This is a genomic window from Bacillus sp. FS02 (genome assembly GCF_024398395.1).
GTDB classification, from domain to species: Bacteria; Bacillota; Bacilli; order Bacillales; family Bacillaceae; genus Bacillus; species Bacillus altitudinis.
Map to the genome: position 1 here is coordinate 1,070,985 of NZ_CP074101.1, position 26,026 is coordinate 1,097,010.

Consider the following 26,026-nt stretch of genomic DNA (forward strand, 5'->3'; position numbering starts at 1 on the left):
AAGCCGGCAATATGCCGGCTTTTCCTCTTTTACATTCTAAACTGTGTTTCATACAAACGCCGGTACATCCCGTCCATTTCCAGCAGGTCTTCATGCCTGCCTTGCTCCTTGATACCCTCTTTTGTTAAAACTACAATCCGGTCAGCATGCTGGATGGTCGCTAGGCGATGCGCAATAATAAACGTGGTTCGTCCTTCAGATAGTTCTTCAAGTGAGCCCTGAATAAAGGATTCTGTCTCCGTATCCAGAGAAGATGTGGCTTCATCTAAAATAAAAATTGGCGGATTTTTAAGAAAGATACGTGCAATGGAGATACGCTGTTTTTGTCCGCCAGATAACATCATTCCGCGTTCACCGATGATCGTATCAAGCCCATTTGGCAAGCTATTTACAAGATCCTTCAGTTGGGCTTTCTCCACTGCCTGCCACACTTCTTCATCAGATGCATCGAGTTTTCCGTATAAAATGTTTTCTCGGATGGTCCCATGGAATAAATAAATATCTTGCTGGACGACACCAATTTGTCTACGCAGCGAAGGCAGTGTCATCTTTCTTGTCTCTATGCCATCAATTGTAATGATTCCCTCCTGCCATTCGTAAAAACGTGGCAGCAAACTGCAAAGCGTCGATTTCCCAGCACCAGAGGGACCTACGACCGCAATGGTCTCTCCTTGTTTCACCTCAAGATTGATGTCATGAAGAACCGGTTTGTCTGATTCATATTGAAAAGACACATGCTCAAAAACGATATCCCCATTTAACTGATCAACTTCAATGGCATCATCCGCATCCTTTTCATCTGGCGATTGATCGATGAGTGATGCAAATCGTTTAAAGCCCGCTGCACCTTTTGGATACATTTCAATGACTGCATTGATTTGTTGAATGGGTCCTAAGAAGATGCCTGTTAATAGCACAAATGACACAAATTCCCCATACGTCATATTTTTTTGCAGCACAAACCATGCGCCGCATACAAGGCCAAACACTGTCACACTCTTAATAAGAAAATGACTAACAGCGGTATGCACAGCCATCATTTGATATGTGGTTAGCTTTGTCTTTCTAAATTGCTCGTTATGTTCAATAAATCGGTCCATTTCATGTGATTCATTTCCGAATGCTTTCACAACCCGTATGCCACTAATATTGTTTTCCACACGTGAATGGAATTGACCAATACTCGAGAACATTTTATCAAAAGCAGCAGACATTTTTTTCGTAAAGTAGACGGATAATCCGATCAAGAATGGAACGACAATAAATGTGAGAACTGCCAGCTGCCAATTAATCGACAGCATCAAGCCAAAGGCACCTGTGAGTGTCATGATCGCGATAAATAAATCCTCCGGGCCATGATGCGCGATTTCTCCAATATCCATTAAATCATTTGTCATACGGGACACGAGTTTTCCCGTTTTCTTTTTGTCAAAGAAGCGAAAGGACATTCTTTGTACATGAGAAAATAGCTGATTCCTCATATCCGTTTCTATATTAATGCCTAATTTGTGCCCAAAATAGGTGACGACATAATGCATCGTAGAGCTGATCACGTATAAACTGAGGAGCAGAATACCCCAAAACCAAATGGCATCCCAATCACCATTTGGCAGCAAATCGTCCATCACTTTACTGATGGCAAGGGGAAAGGATAATTCGAGTAAGGCTGCCAGTACTGCACAGGAAAAATCTAATATAAACAGCCCCATATATGGTTTGTAGTATGAGAAGAAGCGCTTTAACAATTGACAGACCTCCTACCGATCAGACATTTCTGTCAATATGTCAGCAAACTCTTCCGCCTGATTTGCTACTGCAATCGGATCGTAAGGCCAGAAGAACTCTGTATCCATTTGATAGGTCTGCTCTTTTTTGACAGATTCTAGACTCTTCCAAATAGAGTTGTTTTTATCAAATGTTCCGCCGTTGCTTTCATCAATGAAAATGTAATCTCCTGCATATTCAGGAAGGGTTTCATAAGAAATGACTTCATACCCTGTCTTACTTTTTAAAATTGTATCTCTGACCTGTTTTGGCGGGTTTACCTGTAATTGCTGATATAATGCCTGCCCGCCTCGATAAATTCCGTTACCATATACATAGACATCATTTTTAAAAGCGCCCATGATCGAGACCGTTTCATTCTCTTTTAAAGCAGACTTCACTTTTTTCCTAGCAGCCTCAATTCGTTGATCGAAGGCGGTGAGGAATGCTTTTCCTTCCTCTTCTTTATTTAAAATTTTTGCCAGCGTCGTTAATTCTTCATGTGCATCTTTGAAAGAACCGTAAGGATACACGATGGTAGGCGCTATTTTTTTGTACACATCATAGACTTTTTCATCCTGTACGGCTGTGATAATCAGATCAGGCTTTAAGCTAAGTGCTTTTTCAGCTGAACGCTCGTCACTGATGTCCTCTATTCCTTTTATCTTGCCCTTTAAGTGTACGTTCTTTAAATCCTGCGTGGTCGATCCAACAGGCTGAACGTCAAGTGCAATCACACTCCCTAAATATCCATCTACGAGAATTCGTTTAGGTTCAGCAGGAATCTCTATCTTTCCTTTCACTGTTTCAACCGTTTTCGTTTCTTGCTTTGATTCTGCTGTTTTGGCTTGTTCTTTATTGCCACAAGCCGTCAATATCATTAGAAGAATGACAGCACATATCCAATACGTCTTTTTCATCTCCATATTCCTCCTTCATTTTCGCAACTACAAATGAGAATAGTTATCAATTACTAGTCTCATGTATTCTATCAACCTCACCCGTAGTGGTCTATGGAGGATTCTCGCAACTTACATATGGACAATTGTTGGATAGGCTGGCTGTGTCAATTGAGAGACAAACCGGTCCATCAAAAGAAGTGCACGCTCTCCTTCATCAAATCGAAACTCCTCCAGTTTTACTGGATAAAAGGTACCATTTTTCACAGCCGATAATTGACGAAGAACATCACTTTCTTCCATTCGCTTGTCCATTTGCTTATACCACCCATATTGATCAGAGACAATAAAAAACATATGATCCGCCTCGTATTCTCCAAGTCTCTCTAAAGGAATGACTGTATGTTGATTAGGAAGAAGAACTTCTTCTAGAATGGCTTTTGGAGGTTTTAAGCCAAGCGTTTCGTAAAGATAGAAGGCGCCTCTTGCCTCATAGGACCACATATACACTTTGTCATGTCCTCTCATTTCATAGATCGCAACGGTCTCGCCTTTTTCTCTAAAGGAAGACAGGGTGTTTCTTGCCTGTTGACTAAGCTGTTCAAATCGTTTCACCCAATCGTTTGCCTCATTTTCTCTTCCTAAAAGGCGTCCTATAGACAGTACATCTTGTACAGCATGATGAACGGCGTATGGCAGAACAAGAACAGGTGCGATTTGCTCCAATCGCTTGATCAATGCAGGTTTTGAATAATAATAGTTAGGGACGATGATGACATCTAATTGAAGTGATTTAAAGACGTCATCAGGCGTGTGTTCATTTATGACGAGCGAACTAGCCAGATGTTCTTTGAGTATATCTGAATGGAGATCGGTTTCTTCGTCAATACAAACAGGCTCAATGCCTATTGCAACCAATGACCCGACAAATTGAAAAGCAGCAATCCGCTCTGGTCTTCGGTTCATTCGAAACTGACTGGGCGTTCTTCCTGTTTTTTGACGGAACTTCCTGCTGAAATATAAACTGTCTGCATACCCGACTTGCCGTGCTATGATTTGAATTTGATCGTCTGTTTGCAGAAGACGTTTTTTGGCTTCGTCTATTCGAATTTGTGCAATGTATTCTGTCACACTCATTCCCATACTTTGTTTGAAAAAGGTAGAAAAGTAACTCTCATGAAACCCCATCTTATGAGCTAAGTCTTTTCTTGTTAGTTTTTGATCATAATGCTCAGCCATATACTGCAAGATCATGTTAATCGAATAATGCACTTTTTCGTTGTATGGCTTGGATTGTTTGCGGAAAATGAACATGATTTCTTCCAGCCATTTCGCCTGTTCTTGTATGATTTGGCTCGTCTGTATTTGTTTGATGTAAGAAAAAAGGACGGGAGAGCCTTTCACCACTTCACCGTTATCAGGGAGGTCATCGTGATTCACCTTATAGACCAATTCATTTTGTGCATCATGTGCCAGAGTGAATTGATCAAATGTGACAGTATAGATCACCACTTGCTCGCTGGACAAAGATTGAATCATGACATCTATACCTGAGCGGATCAATACACTGTCTTTGGCATTTAGCTCATATCGAATTCCTTCCATGTCAACTCTCACCGCACCGTCCGTAGTCAAGAACATCAGTGAAGATGTTTGCCATGAGTCCGTTTGTTTCACAGAAAGAGATCGTTTACTGCTTTCTTTCATGCGAAGAATTGTATGATTATAGGCGGTCATTTTCTCTTTCTCCTTCCATATAAAAAAGTGCTAAAATAAACCATTTTAGCACTTCAATGTCTGACTGAATGGTGATTATCGCGCTCCAGCCGTTTGTAATTCTTTGTTTTTCTCTTTAAAGCGTTCATTATGTGAAGACACGTACGCTACTTTTTCTGCTTCTGGTTCGATGTATAGCTTTGCGCTATTGAGTGCATTAACTCCATCAACAAACGTACCGGCAATTAAACGCACTTTACTTTTATGTGTGCATAAGTCGCCAACTGCATAGACGCCAGGTAAATTGGTTTCCATCTTTTCATTGACCTCGATGAGTCCCCACTCACCTTGCTTGAGTCCCCATTCTGATAGAACACTTAAATCACCTTTCATGCCATGGTTGACGATGACAGCATCGGTTTCGATTCGTTCGATGTCGCCTGTTTCTAAGTGCTGAATGGTGACGGCTTCAATTTTGTCACCTTGACCATGAAGCTCTGTGAGTTCATGCGGTGTGAGAATGCGAGCACTGGATGCTTTCATGTTGGCGACGTTTTTTTCATGTCCGCCAAACATATCACGACGATGCACAACGGTCACACTTTCTGCAATTGGAACGAGGGCATTTGCCCAATCAACAGCTGAATCTCCGCCTCCAGAGATGACCACCCGCTTCCCTGCAAACGTCTTTAGCTCCTGCACGGTGTAATAAAGGTTTGTTACCTCATAACGGTCTGCATGCTCGATTTCAAGTTTTCGCTGAACTGGAATTCCGTGACCCATCGCTAAGATGAGGGTCTTTGTCAAATGACGATCGCCATTTTCAGCCGTCAGCAGGATATGACCATTCTCATCCCGCTCGAATTGCGTGATTTTTTGATTCAACGCAATCTCTGGTTCAAATGTTTTCGCCTGTGTTTCTAGCTGCTGAATCAGCTGTTCACCTCTTGTTGGCGGCAAACCGCCCACATCCCAAATGACCTTTTCAGGATACAGTAGGATTTTCCCGCCAAGGCTTTCGTTATACTCCAGTACCTTCGTCTTTAAATCCCGCATCCCACTATAAAAGGCGGTGTACATTCCTGCTGGACCGCCACCAATAATGGTGACGTCAAACAATTCAAGTTGTTCTGTCATTTGAGTCCCTCCAGTTTTTCATCGATTGATCTATTTATAAGTGATATTGATTCTCATTATCATATGTACCTATTGTAGTCTACTCTGGTGAAGGGAATCAATAGCTTTCTGCAAAAAAAGAACAGGACGAGCGCTTTCTCGTCCTGTCATCCATCACACAATCGTTAATCCAAGGTCCTTTAATTCCAGCGAAACAAGTCTTGCAATCGCATCTGCCCCTTCTTTTGTAAAGTGCGTGCGATCCTCTATACCTGTTGACAGCATAAAGTAAGAAGTCGTTTTCTCTATGCCGGAAATTTGATAAAACTGGAGACTAACTGTATTTAAATCAACGAGAAGAACTTCTTCTTCATCGGCAAGTTCTTTCATAGCGGCACAGTAATCAGGGAAATCATTGATATATTCTCCGTCTTTTTCATGAAAGCGGCCGACTGGCGTTAATAAAAGCGGTGTAGCTCCTTTCGCTCTTGCTCCGTGAATATATTGAGACAAATAGCTTTTATACGTTGTGAAAGGATCTGTATGCCGTTCGGGCTTCTCCGTTGAAGCATCATTGTGCCCCATTTGTGTAAACAGCCAGTCCCCAGGCTGAATGTCAGCCAATATTTTATCAAGCCGTCCTTCTTCAATGAATGTTTTTGAGCTTCTTCCACCGATTGCGCGGTTGTCGACGCTCACACCCTGTGCTGTGTAGCGATGTAAAAACTCTCCCCACCCTCCTTGAACAGGACGATCTGGGTAAGATGAAACGGTTGAATCACCAGCTAAATAGATGGTTGTCATGTTCATACGCCCCCTTTTTCATTGAGCCACCTCTTCAAGAGCGATGCAGACGCTAGTGGCTACTGAAAAGATATGAAACAATCAGCATCGCTACTTCATTCATTCTCTTTTTAATGATCAAAACCCTGCTTACCGGTAGATGTGAATACGTTAAATATGCGGCGGAAGTTCTACTTTTGTCTCAACGGCTTGCTTTAACGCCTGAAGCATATAGCCAATTCCTTTATATGGAGCCAGCGGATAAATCGCTGTCTGATGAGGAAGTAATAACGGATCGATCACCTTTCGATATTTCTTTCCACCTAGTATCACTAATTCATCATATGCAGTGAGATGTTTTTCATGAAATTGCTGACTTAGTGCTTCTCTTGTTATCTGATCAGTATGCGGTGTACCAAAAGCCACATCATAATTTTCATGAATAATATCATCTGCCTTTAAGAATCCATGCTTCGCTGAAATGATTAGATAGTCTGAAAAGAACGTTCGGGCATAGCTTTTCGTACGCTGATGCAGCGGACTTAAATAAACGAGGTTCGCCGGCTGGCTCCCTGCCTCTGGATGGACGTCCCACATTTTCTTCGCCCCACATGGAATGATACAAACTCGCTTCACTTGATTTTCTCCTTCCTTCGTTGATACATCCGATACAACATACAACCTAGCGCTGTGCCAAGTGTATTTAAGAGAATATCATCAATATCGCTGCTTCTTGTAATCATACCAGATTGCGAGAATATCCATTGAAGCACTTCAATTATTGTTGACAAGAAAAAGCCAGCAAGAATCGCCTTTTGCCAGCGCAAGGTTCGGAATACTTGATAAAGAAAAAAACCAAGTGGCACAAATAACAAAATGTTCCCTGCCAAATTTAAAAAAACAAGATTGGGATAGCCATGATGATACGCATGGAGATTTTGATAAATGGACTGCAAAGGCATGAGGTTGACACTCACCTGATCCCTTGGTGCGGAAAAACGATTAGGAAAGACCGTCAAATATAATAAAACATTTGTATACATAAACAGACAGGCAAGAACGATTTCAGTTCGTAAATAGATAAATCGTTTTTGTTTTTTCGCCTGTCTGTATCTCATATGTAAATAGAGCGGGACGAGCAAGAGGAAATAAGTCATGGAAAACATCGCACTGAATGTCATACGGAGAGCTGCCCCTTTCTCACATCATGCTTGACCATATTTACAGCTTATTCAGGCCTGCCCGCATCTATTCATCACTTATTCTCCTATTCAATGACGAGAAACCCATATTGACAAATCGTCATTTTTCCGCTAAACTGACTGACATTCAGTCATTTAAGGTCGGTGATGATGTGTCGAAACGAGATAAGATTATGCTTGCTGCCATTGACGCGTTTAAAGAAAAAGGAATCGAAAAGACGACCATTTCGGATATTGTGAAAGCAGCAGGAGTAGCGCAAGGAACGTTTTATTTATATTTTCCTTCAAAGCTGTCTGTCATGCCTGCCATCGCTGAACATCTGATCGCACAGATGGTGCCTGCGATCGAAAAGGAATTAACTCAGCATGCAGATGTCCTCGATCAAGCAGATGCGCTTGTTGAATTCATTTTCGCTTTTACAAGGCAATACCGTGATGTCCTTGCCCTCACCTACTCAGGTTTAGCTGCCACCGAGCATTTAAAGGAATGGGAAGATATTTATGAACCGATTTACAAATGGGTCGCTTCTTTTTTAGAAAAGGCAAAACAGGACAAAAGAGTACGTGCGAACTTGAACTGTCAATATGCTGCGAAATTCATTATCGGTTTACTTGAATCATCAGCTGAGCAAATGTACTTATTTACAGAAACAGATACAGAAGAGGTTCTAATTCAAAAACGAGAGGTGAAGCAATTTCTCCTTTACGCACTTGGCATAGAGACACCTTAACTTAGTACAGCACTTGCTGTACGCTCTTTTTTGGCTCCAAAATGACGAATCGTCAGTTTTAAGGTTTAGGAGGAAATACGATGAAAAAAAGCTGGATGTATGTTGCACTCACATGTTTATTTGAATTACTTTGGGTGTTTGGTTTAAATAGAGCTGATGCTGTGTGGGAGTGGGCGATCATAATCTGCCTGATCCCGGTTGATTTTTATTTTTTAATGAAAGCCTGCGAGAAGCTGCCGACAGGGACTGTGTACGCCGTGTTTGCAGGAGTTGGAACGATTGGTACATCTTTGATGGATTATGCGCTATTCGGCGGTTCGTTTTCATTAGAAAAGCTTTTATTTATGGGTATTTTAATTCTCGGAATTATTGGACTGAAAGTGTCTGATGGAGATGCACATGAGCAGAAAGGAGAAGCGGTATAAATGGGCTGGTTTTTTGTACTGTTGGCCTCTGCCTGTGAAATTGGCGGAACCATTGGTCTCAATATGTTTAGTAAGAAAAAGCAACTCACGACAGGTATTATATTTGTCGGCGGATTTGCCTTATCCTTTTTGTTTTTGTACGCCTCGTTCTCTTCCGTTCAAGTCTCCGTTGCCTATACGGTCTGGATTGGACTTGGAACAGCGGGCTCTGTCTTGTTTAATATGATTCTATTTAAAGAACCGAAAAACATGATTCGTATCCTCAGCTTGCTGCTGATTGTGATTGGCGTCGTTGGGCTGAAGTTGTTTGCGTAATAGAAAAAGCAATGGAAAATCTATTCCATTGCTTTTTAAGTTAATTTATATACTTTTCTTGGTACGCTTTAAATTGTTCTTCGTATTTTTGTAACTTTTTCACATCGACTTTTGAATTTAATTTCGGTTTCCGCTTTCCAATCACCATCACATCTTTATCTACAATAGGACTTGATAAAAAGATGTATGGTGCAAAACGATCACACTTCGTATTTGGAAGGGTTACGGATAATCTAGCATATTCTTCTGTCGGGAATTGGTTTGAAATGTCAAGTTCCTTGAGTCCCTCTAATGCCGATATTGGCTCTAAAGACTCGTCCTTCACTTTTATATTTGATAAGCACAGATATTTTAAATTCTTGAGGTATCTTAAAGGTTGTAGAGTATTTAAATTTAATGAATTCCAAATCCCACCTGACAATTGCAACCATTCTAAACCAGTGTTTTTTTGCAAAGGAGCTATGTCATTCAACTTTGAAAAATCTGTTAAGGATAAAGATTTTAAAAAAGTGTTTTTTGATAGATCCCATAAACTTTGTGCCTTTGTATTCCATTCAAGTGCCAATACCTCAACATCTTGAAGATAACTGATGATTGATAAATCTTCTACTCTCAGTTCACGCATATAGAGCATTTTAGGGTTAACTAAGCTCAAGATCGTATTAAATTCCTTTTGGCTCACTTTGTAAATCCACAATTTCGTCAGGTTAGAAAAAGAGTTCAACCTATCAATATTTTTTGTTTTTCCTGTGATTAACAACTCTGTGGAATTTTCATCTACAACGGCTAAATCATGAACAGCTTCTGGTCGTGCATCATGACGAAAAATATATTCAGGGTCTTCTTTTAACATTCTTTTACCTCCATACCTACTAATGACGGATATCTAAATGAATTTTATCAGAGTTTTTCCGAAGAAACAGGGAAAGGGATAAAATCGAGATGGTCTTCTTTGGTCCGTTTAACCACAATCCACCGATGATTACGTCTGTTTTCAATCCATTTTATAAAATCTTTTTCATTTAAAATATGGAGCAACAACATATCAACGACTTCGCTTTCACTATCCTCCATATATTCTGCACAGGTCTTGACGATAGCTCGTACTCTTTCATATAAACAAATAAAAGAACTCCAATTCATATACGAATTAGAGTCCTCATTATATGACTAATACAATTTTCCCACCTTAAAACCGAACCGGTTCATTAAAGATCTTGCTTTTTTATTTCTCGTTTAATGTGGATTATGCTGCTCAAGCAAGAAATCCATTGCGTAAATCGATTCGCCTTTTTCATCCAATAAAAAGTACACAATCAAAGGCTCTCCAAAGGACCCTATCTGCTGCGTGAACAAAACACATGTGAATTTTTCAATACCTATCGGAATCTTCCTTCTTAATAAAGGATGAAGAATAGGCGAAGTCCGAATTGTATCTATATCCACATCCCAACGTTCGTTTTTTAAAGTGGGATAATGCTCTACTAAAAATTGGTGTAACATGTCGGTCGTGAACGCTGCTTTTCCAGCATACCCATCATCTATTATGTTGGTGTTATACATCCGACGGTTGCTTATCCTTTGAAGCATTGATTCGTATTCCTTTTAAGACAAATCGTTTCTGGCCATCAAGAGTACAAGTGATCAATGTCAGTTCATTTTTCCCGCGATCCTTTAGTACATCAACATCCGTCGGTTCTATCGTAGCAGAGCTGACAATTTTGTATTCGTATGTTTCTGCTTGATGATGTAAGACGACTTTTTCTCCTTTAGGCACCTCTGGCAGCTGCCGGAAAAGCCGGTCGCCTCTATACCCTCTATGGCCTGCAATCGTGAAATTTCCTTCACCTGGCATTTGATGAGATTTGATTTGAGTCAGTGCAATACTTAAATTTTCTTTTGATGTAACAGGTAGCACTTTTTCATTTAAATCAATTGACGGGATCTCAAGCTCCATCGTATCTCGCAGGTCTTCTTCTGACACAGTTAAATGTGGAATAGAAGAAAGGGCATCACTGTCATTTTCTTCAATCATTTTCAATGCCTCTTCCATGGCTGCTGCCTCTTGAGACGTTCGCCACTCATATAGAAAAGGAACGGAGATAAGCATTAGTCCTGCGACCACCAATAAGCTGCCTAATAAGGTTCTTTTTTTCATCAATACACTCGTTCCTTCCTTTTACTGAATGGTCCTTCTTCTGACTACAAGAAGAACAGTTCCAGACACTACTAGTAAAATCCCTGCATACATCAAATAACGTAGCCATTCTTCCCCAGTCTTTGGCAGCTCCCCGTTTGAGTTTGAGCCATGAGGTGGATGTTGATCCCCTTGATCTGAGGCTGGAGGATTCGTGTGGTCCTCTTCATTCTTCATTGGAGCATTTTTTACAATCAATGTCTTGATCTCCACTTCGCCCATTTGAATTGTAAAAGCGATTGGTTTTTTTAACGCTACATAACCATTTGGAGCTTTCGTCTCTGTGAGTGTATATTCACCAGGTTTAAGCCCTTTGACAATGGCTTCTCCGTCTTTTCCTGTTGTCACAGATTTGATGATTTTCCCGGCTTTTGTACGAATGTCAAAGGCTGCACCTTTTAAGGTTCTATCAGTCTGCTGGTCTACCTTTATGATACGCAGACTTCCTAAAATCAAGTGATTCTTCGCTGTTAATTGAAGAGGCTTCTGCTGATTTTTCTCAATCGTAAACCGGATCGGCTGATCATCTAATTCATAGCCGTGAGGCGCTTTCGTTTCAACGAATTGATATTCTCCCGGTTTTAGATCGTTGATGTGAAGCTTTCCTTTTTGATCCGTTACAAGTGATTTCTTCAACGTTTTCCCTTCTTTACTCTGAAGAGCAAACTCTGCGTTTTCCAGCGTGTGTCCTTCAGCATCCACTTTGGTCAGTTCCACTGCTCCCGGCGTCAGTTTGTTGATCATTTCTACTTTTGCTGGTTTGTCTTGACCTAATCGAATCGTAAATGAGACAGGTGTCTGATCCAATTCATAGCCGGCAATGCTTGCTGTTTCGACAAATTGGTAGGTTCCTGGCTTCAGTTGATCGACTGTCAGTTGACCGTTTTTGTCTGTCTTTAAGTCTTTCTTCACACGCTGATCGTGCACATCAATCAGGTCAAAGGTCACGCCAGCGAGCAATTGACCATCCTCCCCTTTTTTCTGAAGCTTTACCGCACTTGTCGTCCGAATATTTTCTTTTGTCACTTTCACCAGTTGATTTGGATTGAAATCAATCTTGAAGTCTACTGGTTCTGCATCAAGTTGATGTCCAAAAGGAGCCTTCGTTTCAACCAATTGGTAAGCGCCTGGTTTCAAATCGTTGACAGTGATGATGCCTTTTTCGTTGGTTGTTAAACCTGACATCAATTCTTTACCATCATCATTGAAAAGGGTAAATTCTGCGCCTTTCAATCTTTCTTGTTCTTCCCCTATTTTAGTTAGTTCTACAGAACCTTTCTTGAGCTGATTGATTGCCTCCACTTGAATCAAGTCTTTTTGACCTAATTCAACTTCAAAGACAAGTGGTTTCGCACTCAATTCATAGCCTTCAAGACTCTTTCTTTCAACAAATTGATATTCCCCAGGTTTTAAACCTGTGAAGGTAATCTTTCCATCCTGATTGGTTGTAATCCCTTCTCCTCCTGCCACTATCTTTCCTTTGGCATCAGATAGATCAAAGACAACCCCTTCTAATGATTTCCCATCTTCACCTTTTTTGTGTAACAGCACTCCGCCAGTTGTGCGGCTATTTTCTTTTGTCACACTGACAAGCTTCTCAGGGTTAAATGGAATAGCAAAAGTGACAGGTGTTTCGTCAAGCTCATGACCGAATGGCGCCTTCGTTTCAACAAACTGATAGGTTCCAGGTTTCAGATCGTTGACGATGATCTTCCCGTTCTCATCTGTGACAAGACCTGTTTTTATCTCTTTTCCATTTGCATCTACTAGCTTGAATTCTGCTCCTTCAAGCAAATCATTCTTTTCACCGAGTTTCGTGAGCTGGACAGCTCCAGTTTTGAGATCATTGATCACTTTGATCTCTGCCGGTTTTTTTTGTGCGATTTCGATGGTAAACGGATAAGGTTTATTTTTCTTTTGGTAACCATCAATACTCTCTGTCTCCACAAGCTGATATTTGCCCGGTTTGAGGTCATCGACCAACAGCTTCCCATCTTCATCTGTTGTCAAATCTTTACGCACGACTTTGTCATTTTGATCCAAGACTTCAAATCGAACACCTTGAAGCTTCTTGCCATCTTCCCCTTCTTTCATCACTTCTAATGCACTTGTTTCATAGAGGTTCTTTTGTGAAATGATGACTGGTTCTTTTGGATCGAGTGGTACTTCAAATGTGATGGGTGTTTCATCTAATACATAACCGTCTGGTGCGTTTGTTTCGATGAGCTGATACGTACCCGGTCTTAGTTCATTGATCGTGATCTTGCCATCTTTTCCTGTGACAAGCGCACCATTTAGCTCATGCCCATCTTGATCTAAGAGCTTGAACTGTGCACCTTCTAGTCTCTCTCCGCCTTCACCTATTTTGCTCAATTCTGCAGAGCCTTTGATGATGTCATTTACTGCGGTGACAACCGTTGTTTCTGTTTGATTTTCTTTAATGGTGAACGGCCATTTTTGCTGATTTAATTGATAGCCTTTCGGTGCGTTTGTTTCAACAAAATAATAGGAACCTGGCTCAAGATGTTTGAAAAGGATTTCTCCTTTTTCATCCGTTTTCAAATGGGTTTGGACGGTATCTCCAGATTCATTTTTCAGTTCAAATTCTGCATTTTCTAATGCCGCACCCGTTTCTTTATCTTTTTTCGTAAGTTTCACATGCTGGCGGATTTCTTGGTTTTGCACCGTCATGCTGTTTCCTATTTTCGTTTGATCTCCTGATTCGTAAGGCTGATCAATCGTGACATTGATCGGTTCCTTCGTTTTCAAATAACCATCAGGTGCTTTCTCTTCTGTCACGATATAGTCACCATACAGAAGACGATCAAATCGAAGAGCTCCTTCTTCATCTGTTGTCTTTGTTCCAATGACGATACCGCTCGCAGCATCAGTCAGAGAAAAGGTTGCTCCTTTTAGCGCTTTTCCACTACTCGCATCTACCTTATGAATGGTTAAAGCGCCAATCGCTCCTGTGCCATCTCCCATGCCAGCGGTACGTTTGACCACAATTGAGGCTTCGGATTCCTTTTTGATTTCTTTTACATTTTCACCTCTAAACGTTACTTCGTTTTGAAGTGTACTTCCCACCTTATCTAAAATGAGAGATTGGTATTCTAAAATATAGGGTCTCGTGATTTCTTCTTTAAATTTGATTTGAAAAGAATCTGGATCGAATTCAAGGTCTAGTTCATAATCCTTCCCTTTTTCCAGCTCTTCCTTTTTGGTCACTTGCCCCTTTTCATCTATTGTTGTCGAGTACAGATGAAATGAGTTTTCTATTATGGCTTGGTTACTGCTCGGATGGTCGATAATCGTCGCATCTTGGATTGTTGATTGACCAAAGTTGATATTCAGTTTCCAATCAATGACTTTCCCTTGTTGATTTCCTGATTTGCTCGTGTATTTCCCTCCATTTGGAATGGACACCACAGCATTCACGTCTGATTCTTTCGTCTTTCCATCATAAAGGGTCGCTTTATTTTCGTAGGTTTTCTGTACTAAATCCATTCCTTCAACACTTGTTTGATACGTGATTTTGTATGGGGAATCAATGGCATGTTTGAAAATGACTTCGAAGCCTGATTCTCCCTTTTCATTTTCAAGGAATTTGATGTCATAATGTTCTTTCGCTAATACTTCTTTTTCTTCCGCACCATTTTCCCCGCCTTGTAAATCAAGCGAGTAGACGATGATTGAATCTTTAAGCAAACGCTGATTTCCTTGAATGAAATCCTCGATTTTCGCCTCTTCTAGATGTTTCAAATTATAGTTCACACCGATATTCCATGTGATCTCTTTTTGCTTTGCATCATATGTTCCATTCTTGAACCCATTTGACTGCGTGTATGTGTCAGGCGTAAAGACAGATTGGTTTTCCTTCGTCAAATCCTTGCCATCTTCATTTACCCATTCAAGTTTTACATGGTTACGCAGGTTCTTTTGATCTTTATCTGCTCTTTTTTCATAATCAAAAGACGTTGTATATGTGATGGTATGTTCTGTCTTGATTTCTTTCGTAAATTGAATATCAAATCCATTTGCATGTTCAACGATTTGATAATCTGTGCCTTCTTCAAGCACTGTATTACCTGTCGTCACTTTTAAACTATCTTTTTGCAGCGTCAATCCTTCGTTTGTAAACGAATCTTTTAATATTACGTTGTTCATGGTTTGTTGATCTTTGTTGAAGGTGATACGCCATGGAATGGTCTTGTTCTTGTAATTCGGTGTTCCATGATTTTTCGTTAGGATTTGCTGATCAATTCTTTGCTTCGCTTGTTTGCTCTCTTTGCCAGCTGTCACAGTATTGATAATCTCTTCAGCTTCGAAAATTCGATCGGTTGCTTTTGTTTGATATGTGATCAGGTAAGCCGATTGAATTTCTTGATTGAATTGCAAGGTAAACCCGTTTTGTTCATCCTTTGTTTGAGGTTGAACCACATAATCTTCAAACGCTTTTGTTCCTGATTCTTTGCCATTCTCATCAATTGTGACTTCTTTGACTTGAATTGAGTCAGATATTAGCGCCTGTGTGCCGTTAAAGAAGTCTTCTATCAAAGCATCCTTTTGAGCCAGCTTTTTTTCGTTATAGTTATACCGAATTTCCCAAGTAATCGTTTGTGTGACTGGATCGTAGTGAGCGGCTTTTTTATTTAAAGGGCTGCCTCTTGTCACATTCACGGTTCCTTCTGCTGAACTAATCTCTTTATCAGCAGAGACAAGGGAGGCTTTATTACGAAATGCAGACTGATCTTGATTCGTAATGTCCGTTTCATACATTAAACGGTAAGCGAGATGCACGTCATCTTTAAATTCAATCGTGAAATCTTGACCATCTGCTGTTTGGCCGATTGTGTAGTGGTTTTCGTCAAGCAGCTGACCAATCGATGTTTCACCATTTAGCTTTGTATCAACACGATAAAGCTTGATTGAATCTTTTTTTAACGCTTGACCTTCTTGAATCGGATCTAACAGTTTCGCTTGTTTCACATCATCTAAGTCCATATTAAAATCGACTGTCCATTGAATGGTTTCAGCATTGTAAGATCGATTGGGTTCTCCCTTTTTAGAGACATTTGGACCATTTGGAATGTATTGAATCGGGATCGATATCGTATCTTTGCCTTCAATCGGGGTAATCACCACTTCTTTTTCTTCAGTGATCACTGTTTGTTTATCTAATTGTGTCCATACTTGAAGTGTTCCTTGGATATTTGAATATTGTTTAATAAAATCTGTGAACTCGATGGAGGCATTTCCGCTTTCATCTACAGAAAAATAACCGATGGTCGATTGATTAAATTTCATCTCGAGACGATCGATTTTTTCGTAAATGACTAATTCCTCTGGAACCTTGAAATGGAATTCATCCCCGCCATTATAGTTATGACCATTCGGGATGGCCCACTTATAGTTAATGGAAATCAGTGAGTTGACGTCAGGCCTTTCTATTGAATTTCCTTCTTGATCTTCAAATATCAATTGCGCATCAGTGAGAAGATTTTCTTGGATTGTCATTTGTTTCGACACACTTTGCAGTCCTACACGTTTAGAGACATTCACTTTGTTTTTTAGTAACTCATCTTCATCGTTTTGTGTCGTTTGCGCTGCTTCTTGATTGTTAGCAGCTTTGTCTTTCTCCGATGAGGTTGAATCATCTTTTAAAAGATTTTCTTCACGCTCGTTTTGCTTTGTTTTCTCTTTTTTCTCAGCTATACTGGTGACGTCAATATCTATAGATCCTTCTAAATTCGGATCAAGCTCAATATCCTCATTGAATGTGACCGTCACTTCATTTTGTTTTGAAACGGTATACTCACCAACAGGGATGTTATCGACAGTAATGAGTTCTTTCTGCTCCTTCTCTACCTGCATGACTGAAGGAAGAGAGAGAATATACGGATATTGCTTTTTGAGATCAATTCCTCTGATAGACCAATGCACAATGGCCTTTCTAACTTGCTGATCTTCTATGTTTGATAACTTGTTACCTTCGCTATCAGCAAACTCAATATTCCCGTAGATATTCTCTTGAATGTCTTTAGCTTGTGCCCCTGCTAAAGGCAAGATTCCTAATATACTAGACTGTATGACTAACACGGTCATCAGTGCCACCGATAATATTCTTTTCAATACATCCACCCTTTTCTACAATTATTTTTCAACAACAATTAAAAAATCATTTGTATACTGTCTGATCAATCACTCCGCTTCTGATCAAATTTTTCTAAAAATTGCATCTTAAGACCCTATGAATAAAATGAGTTGATCAACCATGAGTTTGAAAGGTCATCATGAGTAGTAGATATAGTAGCTGGATAGGGGTCTATAGCAATGGGGAATAGTGAGAGGGAACATGAAAAGAATAAATGTGAATTTTTCTATTTATACTGGAATGAACAACAAATGATTAGTACATGCATATATAAGCATGTATTCACATATAGAACGTTCATATAAAACAAGCATGACTCATATGGTATGTATGGTGAGATAGTTCAGCATCATATAGATCGCATTCCTTCTACTCCCTTCCATATGGTAATCAAAAAGCCGATGCTTTTTATTCTTACATTTACCGTTTGAGCAGCAAAAAAATAAACAAAATATCTAAAATGATCCATTTTTATAGGATTCTTGGCATATTTATCACCTTTCAATAGAAAAATATGGAGAATCAGGGCATAACATTTGTTTTCGTCTAATTTTTTTCTCTTTTATCATGAAAAGTGAAGACAAAACGATTTAGCCTAAACATTACAATCATTTCATGCCTATTTTGAGAATCAAATGTTCTTTAAGTGAACTTCATAATATAGAGGCAAGCTAAAGGAAGGAGTTAGTTGTTTGATGGAGCTCATTGATAATAAATCAAAGAGATGGATAAACATTTTAAAATTGCTTGTATCCAAAAATAAGTGGTGGAGCCTTCAAGAGATATCGAATGAACATATCGGTTCTGTTCGAGCCATTCAAAGCGATTTAGAACAAATGAAATCGTTCCAAACAGAGAATGGAGAAGCGTTAATCCACATAAAGCCAAGACAAGGCATATCCATTTGTAATACGCAGACGATACGAGTGGATTACTATATCAAAGAAATTCTAAAGGATACGATTGAAATTCGATTGATTGACGGCATTTTTTTTGAAGAAAACAGATCTTTCTATGAATGGATGGAAACGCTTAATATCAGTAGATCCACATTGTATAACACAATTCATAAAATCAACTCGATCCTTACATCCTATGACATCGAGTTACGCCCAGATAGTATGCAGTTTCATGGAAATGAGAAGGAGATTCGTCAATTCTTTGTTGAATTTTTATTTGAAGTGTATGGAAGCCGCCTTTGGCCATTTGATGATATTCAAAAACAAGACGCAGTGAATTTATTACAAGAACTATTTCAGGTGCTCGAAGTCAATGTACCAGATGTCGCGATAGATAAATACTGCCTGTGGTTCGGCGTTTCCATTCACCGAATGCGAAAAGGTTTTACAATCAGCCGTAAATATACATACTCAATGACTGAAGAAAAACAAACCTCTACAGCTAAAGGGATCTATGATCAAATCAAAAGATGGGAAGAGCACATCTGTCGAATGACCAAAGACGTATTTGATGTGACGCTGGATCATCATGAATTTGTCTTTTTGCTATTGATCGAACCAGCTATTGGGCACTTTAAATCAATTGAAACTGTCGAAGAAAAATTGACGTTCTTTCAGTCACATACACCACGCCTCTATGATGCCATTCATTCATTTATCACCCAGTTGGAGTCGATTTTTCATCAAGAAATAGCGAATCGTAAGGTGATGACACTCGTTCTTCTCCAATATTATGTGTATTCCAATGAAATTACCGTGAGAGATGGATTCCTTTTCAAAAAGAAATCGAGCTATTTATCAGAGGTGAAAAAACAGTTTCCTTACTTCTATTCGAGGATTAGTCATATCATCCAAGAGTTAAAAACAGACGATATCCTCGCTTCTTTTGTGAAAAATGAACGGGAATTGATTCGTATCATTACATCTTCCTGGAGAGGGCTTGTTCATTTGGAGATGGAACGGAGAAACGTGCTGAACATTTTTGTTACTTCAACATTAGGTTATTATCATAGTTTGTTTATTGCTGATTTAATTAAATTAAGTGTGCCTCCTCTCATTCACATTTTCACAAGTCCAGAAAATACGTTAAATGATGTCACGATGGATCAACTTGGGATTGATATGATTGTGACCGATACTGAGCTTCCTCTTCAGTTCGGGCGATCTACGCTGCTGATCAGCTCTTTTCCAACAAAAAAAGAATTGGACAACTTGCACCGCAGATTGGTTGATATGACAAACTGATGTTCATCATAAAAAAAGCTGCTGAGACAAGCTCAAGCAGCTTTTTGGTTCTGTATTAATGAAGCACGATTTGTTCATTCATCAAATCAATGGCGTAAAGCGATTGCCCATATTCATCTAATAGAAGGTATACTTTGAGCGGGGCAGTGGTTTGATCTGTTTGCTGCGTGAATAGGACACAAGTGAATTTTTCAATCCCATCTGGCAGCTTGCTTTTCAGAAAAGGATGAAGAATAGGAGAGATTCGAAGGGTATCAACATCTTTCAGCCAAAGCTCATCTTGTAACGCAGGATAATGGTCAACCAAAAACTGACGAAACACTTCCAATGTACTCAAGGTAGATATCCTCACTTTCTTCTAACTTGGCTTCAAACTCACCTAAAAACAAACGGAACCAACTCATCATATGATCTCGGTACACGTATTTTCGCATACGGCTTGAGACATGATCACTCACTTTTTAGACATGAACTGTAGATCAACTGTACTGTCACGAATGTTCAATATGTATAACGTTTCCTATGTCATCTCATTGACTCCACCACGAATTCAAACAATGGACCTATGATCATATTCTTACCTGTTTTCTTTCGTGATGAAACGACAACTTCCTGCTACAAAATTCCATTTTTCTGCAAAAAAGAGGGAGATGGGACAAAAAAAGAACAGCACTGACTGTTCTTTTGGAAGTTATGAAAAGTCTGTCAAAGAGAACACTTCGCCGCTCACTGCATCAACGCCATCATGACAATCGAGCTTGCCGCATAAAACATATTGTTTTTGCACATCGTCATAGACATAGATGGGTGTAAGTTCGAGGCGTTCTCTCAATGTTTCAAAGGCTTGTTTCTGAGTTATGGTGATTTCACTAGCTGTTTGAGATGGATTGAGTATCCCACATACTTGAAACATCTCTTTTTTATCTATGTAATGAATGGCTTCAAAAGTGTTGGCATCAATGAAGACCTTGATTTTATCCATAAATCCACTGCCTTCTTGCTCATTCGTTTTTAATATCGCATGGATGTATCCATGATCACGTTGGAGTGTTTTTAGAACCCACTTCCCTGTATCGTTTGAATATTTTTGCGCCAAAAAGGTTCGAACCGCTTTGATACACTCATCCTGGTCTTCTTTTGATATCGGGAAGGAATCTGGTGACGGTTCCAATGAGAAAGCTTGTTCAGCTGAAATGTTCTCATGAATGTCCATTTCCTTTTTTTCAAAGGCATTGTTTATCGGTTCATTCCACTCAATGACTTCATTCATGTGTATACAATGCGTTTCTTCACGCCCAACCTCAAACGGAAGAGTTTCTGTTCCATCGTTCTTCACATAGATTTCTTCTAGAGCATAAATAGAACGGATTTGATTGTGCTCGAAGGAAGGCCATTGAAACATCTGTACTTGCTGCTTGGCTAAGTTCTTCACCTGATCAAGGGAAAGCACATATTTCTCATCTTTCAGTAATGTTTTGGCTAAAAATGGACCGTGGTGTGTAAAGTACATGAGCTGTCCATGTTCATTCCATTTCACTTCGATTCTGCCTGAAGGTGCTACTTTCACACCATCTATTGCTTCTTCGAAAGAAAGTTCCCCTTTCTCCTTCTGATGCATATGAAAATGCTCTCCATAGATCAATCCTGTTTCTTGTTCGATCCATTGAATGACATGAGCTGGATAAGGTCTCTTAAACGTGACACCATGCTGCGCATAGGTTTTGTCCATAACAAAAATAACCGACTCGGTCTGTCCTGTATTCAAGTTCACTTCAATGACAGCTGTGCCGTCTGGGTTTAGATCATCGTCCTCGGGTTCCGTTTCATGAGAGGGAAACCATTCCATATTCAATGTATACACCGTTTCATTGAACATATTGACGTAGCGATGAAAACTGTGTCTTTTTAGATAGTAAAGATCTAAGCCAAATGTCACTTTTGTCTGATCGATTAGTTGTTGAATGTTTGCATTCAATGAATTCACCTCAAAATGATGATGTTTTATGGAAGAACAAAAATAACGATAAAGATGAAGATGATGATTGCCATAAAAAATCCTAAAGCGATTGCCATTATATTTGACTCTTTTGTGTAGCCTGTTAATTCACCTACAGTCGATCGGTCAATTTTTCTAAAACGAAAAAGCATGCTTATATTTAAAATGGCTAGAACCATCAAAAACAAGAAAATGATCAATGCAGGATCGACGTCACTGAATGCATTATCCACATTTTGTAAAGTGAATGATTGAATAAACATAATGACACTCAATATGATTTTCCACACATGATCTAACCGTTTTTCCTTTTCCCACTCTTTCCCTAATTTCTCTTTTTCATAAATAGCTACCTGCTCTAAAATAGGTATGAAAGACTTTGTTGTTCCTTTCCTAATAAAGCCTAAAATGCCTTGAATAAGCATTAGAATTCCTAAACAAAAAAGGAAATGTGTCAGTTTGATTTTAACAATTTGAATCAACATAAAAAAAATGATGATCATAAGTCCGACAAATAAATTAGAGATAGCGATTTGTTTTGTCCTCATCTTTTTTAGTGCAGCTTGTTCCATGTGATAAACTCCTCCTCGTTTCAAATTTTTCTGATAAACGCTCTATCCTTATTACGATTTTAACGAAAAAATGTTTCAATATTTTCCTTTTCAATTGTCAATTCGGCTTTTTCACAAATGAAAAGACGCCCACCATTCAATGAACGTCTTATCCTTCTTCATGAAATCAGCACATCATATTTGAGCTGTTCTGTCTTTTATTTGCTGGGCTGCCAGGTGTTTAAAGTCATCAATAGACAGCAGCTTTGACATTTTTTCTCCATGTTGTCTGATGTTCAGTGTTTTTTCTTGCATTTCTGTATCTCCAATGACAGCGATATAAGGAATTTTTTGCATTTGTGCTTCTCTCATTTTATAGCCGAGTTTTTCATCCCGTTCATCGATTGTGACTCTAATTCCGATATTTCTTAATTGCTGCTGCACCTCTATGCAGTAATCAAGGTGAACGCTTGAGACAGGTATGATTTGTACTTGGATTGGTGCGAGCCATAACGGGAAGACGCCGGCAAAATGTTCAATGAGAATACCAAGGAACCGGTCAAGTGAACCAAAAATAGCACTATGAATGACAACTGGCCGCACCTTTTCATTTTTCTCGTTGATATATGTTAAATCAAATTTCTCTGGCATTTGAAAATCCAGCTGAATTGTGGCGCACTGGTGGCTCCGCTTTAGTGCATCTTGAATATGAAAGTCGATCTTCGGACCATAAAATGCCCCATCTCCTTCATTTAAGTAGTAGTCAATCTTTAACTGATCAAGCACATTTTTTAGCGCTTTTTCGGATATATCCCAAATAGCGTCATCCCCTAATGCTTTTTCTGGACGAGTGGATAGCTCGACTGAATATTCAAAACCAAATGTCCGATACACATGATCAACTAATTGAAAAATCCGTTTGATTTCAGCTTCGATTTGATCTTCTCTTAAAAAAATATGGGCATCATCTTGGCAAAATGTTCTGACCCTGAACAATCCATTTAATGCTCCGCTAAATTCATGACGATGCACCTGACCAAATTCAGACATTCTAATTGGAAGGTCTCTATAGGAATATAAGTTATTTTTGAACATGAGCATATGCCCTGGACAGTTCATCGGTTTTAAAGCAAAACTTGTATTGTCTACTTCTGAGAAATACATATTTTCATGATAATGATTCCAGTGCCCTGACTTTTCCCAAAGTTCTTGGTTCATCATAAATGGAGTACTTACTTCTTCATATTGCGCTTGACCTCTCACTTCTCTAGAAAAGGCCATTAATTCATTTCTGACAATCTGACCTTTTGGTAAATAAAAAGGCATGCCTGGCGCTTCTTCTGAAAACATAAAGAGGGATAACTGTTTCCCTAATTTCCGGTGATCACGTTTATTTGCTTCTTCCATGAAATGAAGATAATCAGCTAGATGATTTGGATGCTGAAATGCTACACCATACACTCGCTGCAAGACATCCTGATTGCTATCTCCCCGCCAATATGCCCCTGCCACACGCGTTAGTTTAAATGCCTTTAAATACCCTGTAGAAGGCAAATGAGGTCCACGGCACAAATCTATAAATTCTCCTTGCTGATAAATCGTGATGGCTTCTTGTCGAGGGAGACTTTTTAAAATATCCAGTTTATATGGATCATGTGCAAACATCACTTCAGCTTCTTTGTAAGAGACCTCCATTCTTTGAATAAGGTGATTCTCGTTTATGATGTTTTTCATCTCTTTTTCAATCATTGCCAAATCCTCTACGCTTAACGTTTGATTCAGCTTCATATCATAGTAAAATCCATTCTCAATGACAGGTCCGATTCCCAGTGTCACATTGTCATATAACCTTTTCACAGCTTGGGCTAATACATGTGCAGCTGTATGTCGTAACACTTCCAGCCCTTCTTTTGAATCAAGTGTTAGAATCGAAACCCCCGCATCGTTGTTTAACGGATAACTTAAGTCCACTGTCTGATCATTGATCTTTCCCGCTACTGCTTTTTTTCTTAAACTTGGGCTAATATGGGAGGCAACCTCTGCGACTGTCGTACCTGCGGAGAACTCCTTGATCTTTCCATCTGGAAATTGAATTTTTACCATTTTTTCTCTCATCACTGACACACCTTTCTCTTTTTTGAAATAAAAAAACACACCCATCCCTCATAGAGGGACGAATGTGTAATCCGTGGTTCCACCCAAATTCCCATAACGCGTATTCGCTTTATGGCTCTGGCGCCGTAACGTGGCGTAGACGGTATTGGATACTGCAATGTTCCCCAATACAGCTCAAAGGTGGTAAGATAGCTTTTCTGCGTTAGGAAGATTTCACCGTGACTTCCCTCTCTGTGAACCGATTAAAGCTGCTCATGTCCTTTTCAAAGCAATCATGCTATAAAAGTAAACAAAAAAACACACCCATCCCTCATAAAGGGACGAATGTGTAATCCGTGGTTCCACCCAAATTCCCATAACGCGTATTCGCTTTATGGCTCTGGCGCCGTAACGTGGCGTAGACGGTATTGGATACTGCAATGTTCCCCAATACAGCTCAAAGGTGGTAAGACAACTTTTCTGCGTTAGGAAGATTTCACCGTGACTTCCCTCTCTGTGAACCGATAAAAGCTGCTCATGTCCTTTTCTTCGCTTTTGATTTCTCCATATATTACATGATGATGGGGAATGATGTAAAGATTTATTTTGTACAGTGCTATTGAATTTTATTCTTTAAATGAAATGTCTTGTCATTTCACTGGGGCTATATTCGACTTGATACTTAGGAGATAACGCATTCTTTACTTCTTCCGTTATACACTCCCCTGCTTGATTAAACTTCTTTTCCATTTCTACCCCTTCTGGCAGCAAGTCATCTGTTTCTTCATCAAACCAACAACCATACTGTATGGCCCAATTCCATATTTTAGAGAATAGTACATCGCTTATAGGTACATCATCTCTTTCTAAATGACATTGACAATGTCCGCATTGAAAAGGTTCGCCACCATAGGTTCCTTCAATTTTCACATAAGGTTGGTGCTCAAAATCACGACAGCATACCCATTTTTTGAAGTCCTGACCAAATGTTGTCAGTTTTATCGAGTAATAACGCATGGACGTTCGTTTTCCTTTCATAGCAAAAACACCTTGATCAATCAGCTTCTTTAGCCGATACTCAATAAAATCATCTCCGATATATTGTTCTAAATGACCAAGGACTTCTCCAATTAAGCGTGGAGTTACGATGTATTCCTCTTCTGGCTCGGACGGATGAAGCCGCTTAGCCATTTTTACTAAATAAGCATCAAATTCATCTTCTGATACGTTGAGCGTTTGTTCATTTCGCCATATCCTAAGTGTATGATCTGTTTCGGCAATGTGAAGCCACTCTTCTTGTAATCGTTCTCTTTCTTCCTTGGAAATGGTGTGAAAGTGATTTTTACTTTCATAAATGATTTTAAATTTTTCAGATGGGATTTCCCCAGTATGTCGAAGGTCCATGCGAATTGTCTTTGTATTAAAATGGTGATCATATGCAATCGCTGTATTAATGACAGAGACGTCCACGTTTTTTCCTTTTAATAAATAGATGGCAAATCGTAGACCTATTTGTTCGTGTGCATTGTTGCCTATCCATATCATCATATGTGAGCCATCTTTTACATCCTTCACTTGTTGAATCATTATTTGCTGATCGATTACCATATCATCAAATCTACCAAACTCATTGGACATGACATGTCGAAGCCACTCCATACGAGTCTCTTGTCCTTGACGTTCATGTAAGTGTGTAAGTGGGCCAATGGAGTAGATATCATCAAAGGTGATGATGTCTTCCACTGGTTTTTGCTTCATTTCACGTAATGCTTGCTTTAAACTACCAGCAGTTGCTGCCCCAAATACGATATGTATCATTATTCATCTCCCTTTATCTTACATTTTATATCATCTTCGCCTATTCATGATTCTTACGTCA

The 26,026-nt window shown here is 39.4% G+C and carries 20 protein-coding genes and 2 other annotated features; of the genes, 4 read left to right on the plus strand and 16 right to left on the minus strand.

All coding sequences use genetic code 11. The features are described 5' to 3' along the window. Positions 1-29: 29 nt before the first annotated feature. From KFQ09_RS05570 to KFQ09_RS05600, 7 genes are all read right to left on the minus strand, one after another. Positions 30-1,745: an ABC transporter ATP-binding protein gene (locus tag KFQ09_RS05570; RefSeq protein WP_255836082.1), complete on the minus strand. Its 1,716-nt coding sequence runs from the start codon at positions 1,743-1,745 to the stop codon at positions 30-32. Positions 1,746-1,757: 12 nt separating this feature from the next. Next, positions 1,758-2,684, minus strand: a complete 927-nt coding sequence (locus tag KFQ09_RS05575; RefSeq protein WP_169476138.1) for an ABC transporter substrate-binding protein — start codon at positions 2,682-2,684, stop codon at positions 1,758-1,760. Between the two features lie 111 nt (positions 2,685-2,795). Next, positions 2,796-4,400, minus strand: a complete 1,605-nt coding sequence (locus tag KFQ09_RS05580; protein WP_255836083.1) for a helix-turn-helix domain-containing protein — start codon at positions 4,398-4,400, stop codon at positions 2,796-2,798. A gap of 75 nt (positions 4,401-4,475) precedes the next feature. After that, positions 4,476-5,516, minus strand: coding sequence for an NAD(P)/FAD-dependent oxidoreductase (locus tag KFQ09_RS05585; protein WP_007496663.1), 1,041 nt, complete (start codon positions 5,514-5,516; stop codon positions 4,476-4,478). 153 nt (positions 5,517-5,669) lie between these two features. Beyond that, on the minus strand, positions 5,670-6,299 hold the full coding sequence (locus KFQ09_RS05590) for a rhamnogalacturonan acetylesterase (protein ID WP_017358823.1): 630 nt from the start codon (positions 6,297-6,299) through the stop codon (positions 5,670-5,672). A gap of 150 nt (positions 6,300-6,449) precedes the next feature. Further along, complete coding sequence (locus tag KFQ09_RS05595; RefSeq protein ID WP_024720270.1) at positions 6,450-6,914, minus strand: DUF6884 domain-containing protein; 465 nt, start codon at positions 6,912-6,914, stop codon at positions 6,450-6,452. Further along, complete coding sequence (locus KFQ09_RS05600; RefSeq protein ID WP_017366856.1) at positions 6,911-7,459, minus strand: VanZ family protein; 549 nt, start codon at positions 7,457-7,459, stop codon at positions 6,911-6,913. Before KFQ09_RS05600 ends, KFQ09_RS05595 begins: the two co-directional genes overlap by 4 nt. 194 nt (positions 7,460-7,653) lie before the next feature. Between KFQ09_RS05600 and KFQ09_RS05605 the strand changes: the two genes are divergently transcribed. From KFQ09_RS05605 to KFQ09_RS05615, 3 genes are all read left to right on the plus strand, one after another. Continuing rightward, positions 7,654-8,211 (plus strand): TetR/AcrR family transcriptional regulator, encoded by a 558-nt coding sequence (locus tag KFQ09_RS05605; RefSeq protein WP_046344945.1) that lies wholly within the window; start codon positions 7,654-7,656, stop codon positions 8,209-8,211. A gap of 80 nt (positions 8,212-8,291) precedes the next feature. Continuing rightward, on the plus strand, positions 8,292-8,636 hold the full coding sequence (locus KFQ09_RS05610) for a DMT family transporter (protein WP_003217798.1): 345 nt from the start codon (positions 8,292-8,294) through the stop codon (positions 8,634-8,636). Further along, on the plus strand, positions 8,637-8,951 hold the full coding sequence (locus KFQ09_RS05615) for a DMT family transporter (RefSeq protein WP_017358818.1): 315 nt from the start codon (positions 8,637-8,639) through the stop codon (positions 8,949-8,951). A gap of 40 nt (positions 8,952-8,991) precedes the next feature. Here KFQ09_RS05615 and KFQ09_RS05620 read toward each other — a convergent pair whose 3' ends face one another. The 4 genes from KFQ09_RS05620 to KFQ09_RS05635 all read right to left on the minus strand — a co-directional run bounded on the left by KFQ09_RS05620 (position 8,992) and on the right by KFQ09_RS05635 (position 17,280). Beyond that, positions 8,992-9,804 (minus strand): leucine-rich repeat domain-containing protein, encoded by an 813-nt coding sequence (locus KFQ09_RS05620; protein ID WP_181891236.1) that lies wholly within the window; start codon positions 9,802-9,804, stop codon positions 8,992-8,994. A 383-nt stretch (positions 9,805-10,187) separates the two neighbouring features. Beyond that, positions 10,188-10,514, minus strand: a complete 327-nt coding sequence (locus tag KFQ09_RS05625; protein WP_181891235.1) for a hypothetical protein — start codon at positions 10,512-10,514, stop codon at positions 10,188-10,190. Continuing rightward, positions 10,507-11,109, minus strand: coding sequence for a class D sortase (locus tag KFQ09_RS05630; RefSeq protein WP_255836085.1), 603 nt, complete (start codon positions 11,107-11,109; stop codon positions 10,507-10,509). Before KFQ09_RS05630 ends, KFQ09_RS05625 begins: the two co-directional genes overlap by 8 nt. A gap of 21 nt (positions 11,110-11,130) precedes the next feature. Further along, complete coding sequence (locus KFQ09_RS05635) at positions 11,131-17,280, minus strand: SpaA isopeptide-forming pilin-related protein (protein WP_255836086.1); 6,150 nt, start codon at positions 17,278-17,280, stop codon at positions 11,131-11,133. Between the two features lie 717 nt (positions 17,281-17,997). On the opposite strand from KFQ09_RS05635, the gene KFQ09_RS05640 reads away from it, so the two are divergent. Next, a complete protein-coding gene (locus KFQ09_RS05640) occupies positions 17,998-19,506 on the plus strand; it encodes an AcpB/EbpR/MafR family transcriptional regulator (protein ID WP_255836087.1) in 1,509 nt (502 codons plus the stop codon). 55 nt (positions 19,507-19,561) lie between these two features. On the opposite strand, the gene KFQ09_RS05645 is transcribed toward KFQ09_RS05640, so the two are convergent. The 5 genes from KFQ09_RS05645 to KFQ09_RS05665 all read right to left on the minus strand — a co-directional run bounded on the left by KFQ09_RS05645 (position 19,562) and on the right by KFQ09_RS05665 (position 25,965). Next, complete coding sequence (locus tag KFQ09_RS05645) at positions 19,562-19,843, minus strand: hypothetical protein (protein ID WP_017366847.1); 282 nt, start codon at positions 19,841-19,843, stop codon at positions 19,562-19,564. A gap of 354 nt (positions 19,844-20,197) precedes the next feature. Continuing rightward, complete coding sequence (locus KFQ09_RS05650; RefSeq protein ID WP_046342966.1) at positions 20,198-21,481, minus strand: hypothetical protein; 1,284 nt, start codon at positions 21,479-21,481, stop codon at positions 20,198-20,200. Positions 21,482-21,507: 26 nt separating this feature from the next. Next, on the minus strand, positions 21,508-22,074 hold the full coding sequence (locus tag KFQ09_RS05655; RefSeq protein WP_046342964.1) for a hypothetical protein: 567 nt from the start codon (positions 22,072-22,074) through the stop codon (positions 21,508-21,510). 174 nt (positions 22,075-22,248) lie between these two features. Continuing rightward, the gene (thrS, locus tag KFQ09_RS05660; RefSeq protein WP_046344943.1) at positions 22,249-24,168 is read right to left on the minus strand and encodes a threonine--tRNA ligase; all 1,920 of its coding nucleotides are present in this window, start codon (positions 24,166-24,168) and stop codon (positions 22,249-22,251) included. 51 nt (positions 24,169-24,219) lie between these two features. Then, positions 24,220-24,444: a binding site (T-box leader), on the minus strand. 37 nt (positions 24,445-24,481) lie between these two features. Further along, positions 24,482-24,706: a binding site (T-box leader), on the minus strand. 74 nt (positions 24,707-24,780) lie between these two features. Then, the gene (locus KFQ09_RS05665; RefSeq protein WP_255836088.1) at positions 24,781-25,965 is read right to left on the minus strand and encodes a DUF1835 domain-containing protein; all 1,185 of its coding nucleotides are present in this window, start codon (positions 25,963-25,965) and stop codon (positions 24,781-24,783) included. Positions 25,966-26,026: the final 61 nt, after the last annotated feature.

What these genes read in the sequence shown, in the direction of transcription:
- KFQ09_RS05605 (WP_046344945.1), top strand. Translation starts at nt 7,654, where the DNA reads ATGCTTGCTGCCATTGACGCGTTTAAAGAAAAAGGAATCGAAAAGACG.
- KFQ09_RS05580 (WP_255836083.1), bottom strand. Translation starts at nt 4,400, where the DNA reads ATGACCGCCTATAATCATACAATTCTTCGCATGAAAGAAAGCAGTAAA.
- KFQ09_RS05620 (WP_181891236.1), bottom strand. Translation starts at nt 9,804, where the DNA reads ATGTTAAAAGAAGACCCTGAATATATTTTTCGTCATGATGCACGACCA.
- KFQ09_RS05610 (WP_003217798.1), top strand. Translation starts at nt 8,292, where the DNA reads ATGAAAAAAAGCTGGATGTATGTTGCACTCACATGTTTATTTGAATTA.
- KFQ09_RS05590 (WP_017358823.1), bottom strand. Translation starts at nt 6,299, where the DNA reads ATGACAACCATCTATTTAGCTGGTGATTCAACCGTTTCATCTTACCCA.
- thrS (WP_046344943.1), bottom strand. Translation starts at nt 24,168, where the DNA reads ATGAGAGAAAAAATGGTAAAAATTCAATTTCCAGATGGAAAGATCAAG.
- KFQ09_RS05630 (WP_255836085.1), bottom strand. Translation starts at nt 11,109, where the DNA reads ATGAAAAAAAGAACCTTATTAGGCAGCTTATTGGTGGTCGCAGGACTA.
- KFQ09_RS05655 (WP_046342964.1), bottom strand. Translation starts at nt 22,074, where the DNA reads ATGGAACAAGCTGCACTAAAAAAGATGAGGACAAAACAAATCGCTATC.
- KFQ09_RS05600 (WP_017366856.1), bottom strand. Translation starts at nt 7,459, where the DNA reads ATGACATTCAGTGCGATGTTTTCCATGACTTATTTCCTCTTGCTCGTC.
- KFQ09_RS05665 (WP_255836088.1), bottom strand. Translation starts at nt 25,965, where the DNA reads ATGATACATATCGTATTTGGGGCAGCAACTGCTGGTAGTTTAAAGCAA.
- KFQ09_RS05585 (WP_007496663.1), bottom strand. Translation starts at nt 5,516, where the DNA reads ATGACAGAACAACTTGAATTGTTTGACGTCACCATTATTGGTGGCGGT.
- KFQ09_RS05625 (WP_181891235.1), bottom strand. Translation starts at nt 10,514, where the DNA reads ATGTATAACACCAACATAATAGATGATGGGTATGCTGGAAAAGCAGCG.
- KFQ09_RS05575 (WP_169476138.1), bottom strand. Translation starts at nt 2,684, where the DNA reads ATGAAAAAGACGTATTGGATATGTGCTGTCATTCTTCTAATGATATTG.
- KFQ09_RS05615 (WP_017358818.1), top strand. Translation starts at nt 8,637, where the DNA reads ATGGGCTGGTTTTTTGTACTGTTGGCCTCTGCCTGTGAAATTGGCGGA.
- KFQ09_RS05640 (WP_255836087.1), top strand. Translation starts at nt 17,998, where the DNA reads ATGGAGCTCATTGATAATAAATCAAAGAGATGGATAAACATTTTAAAA.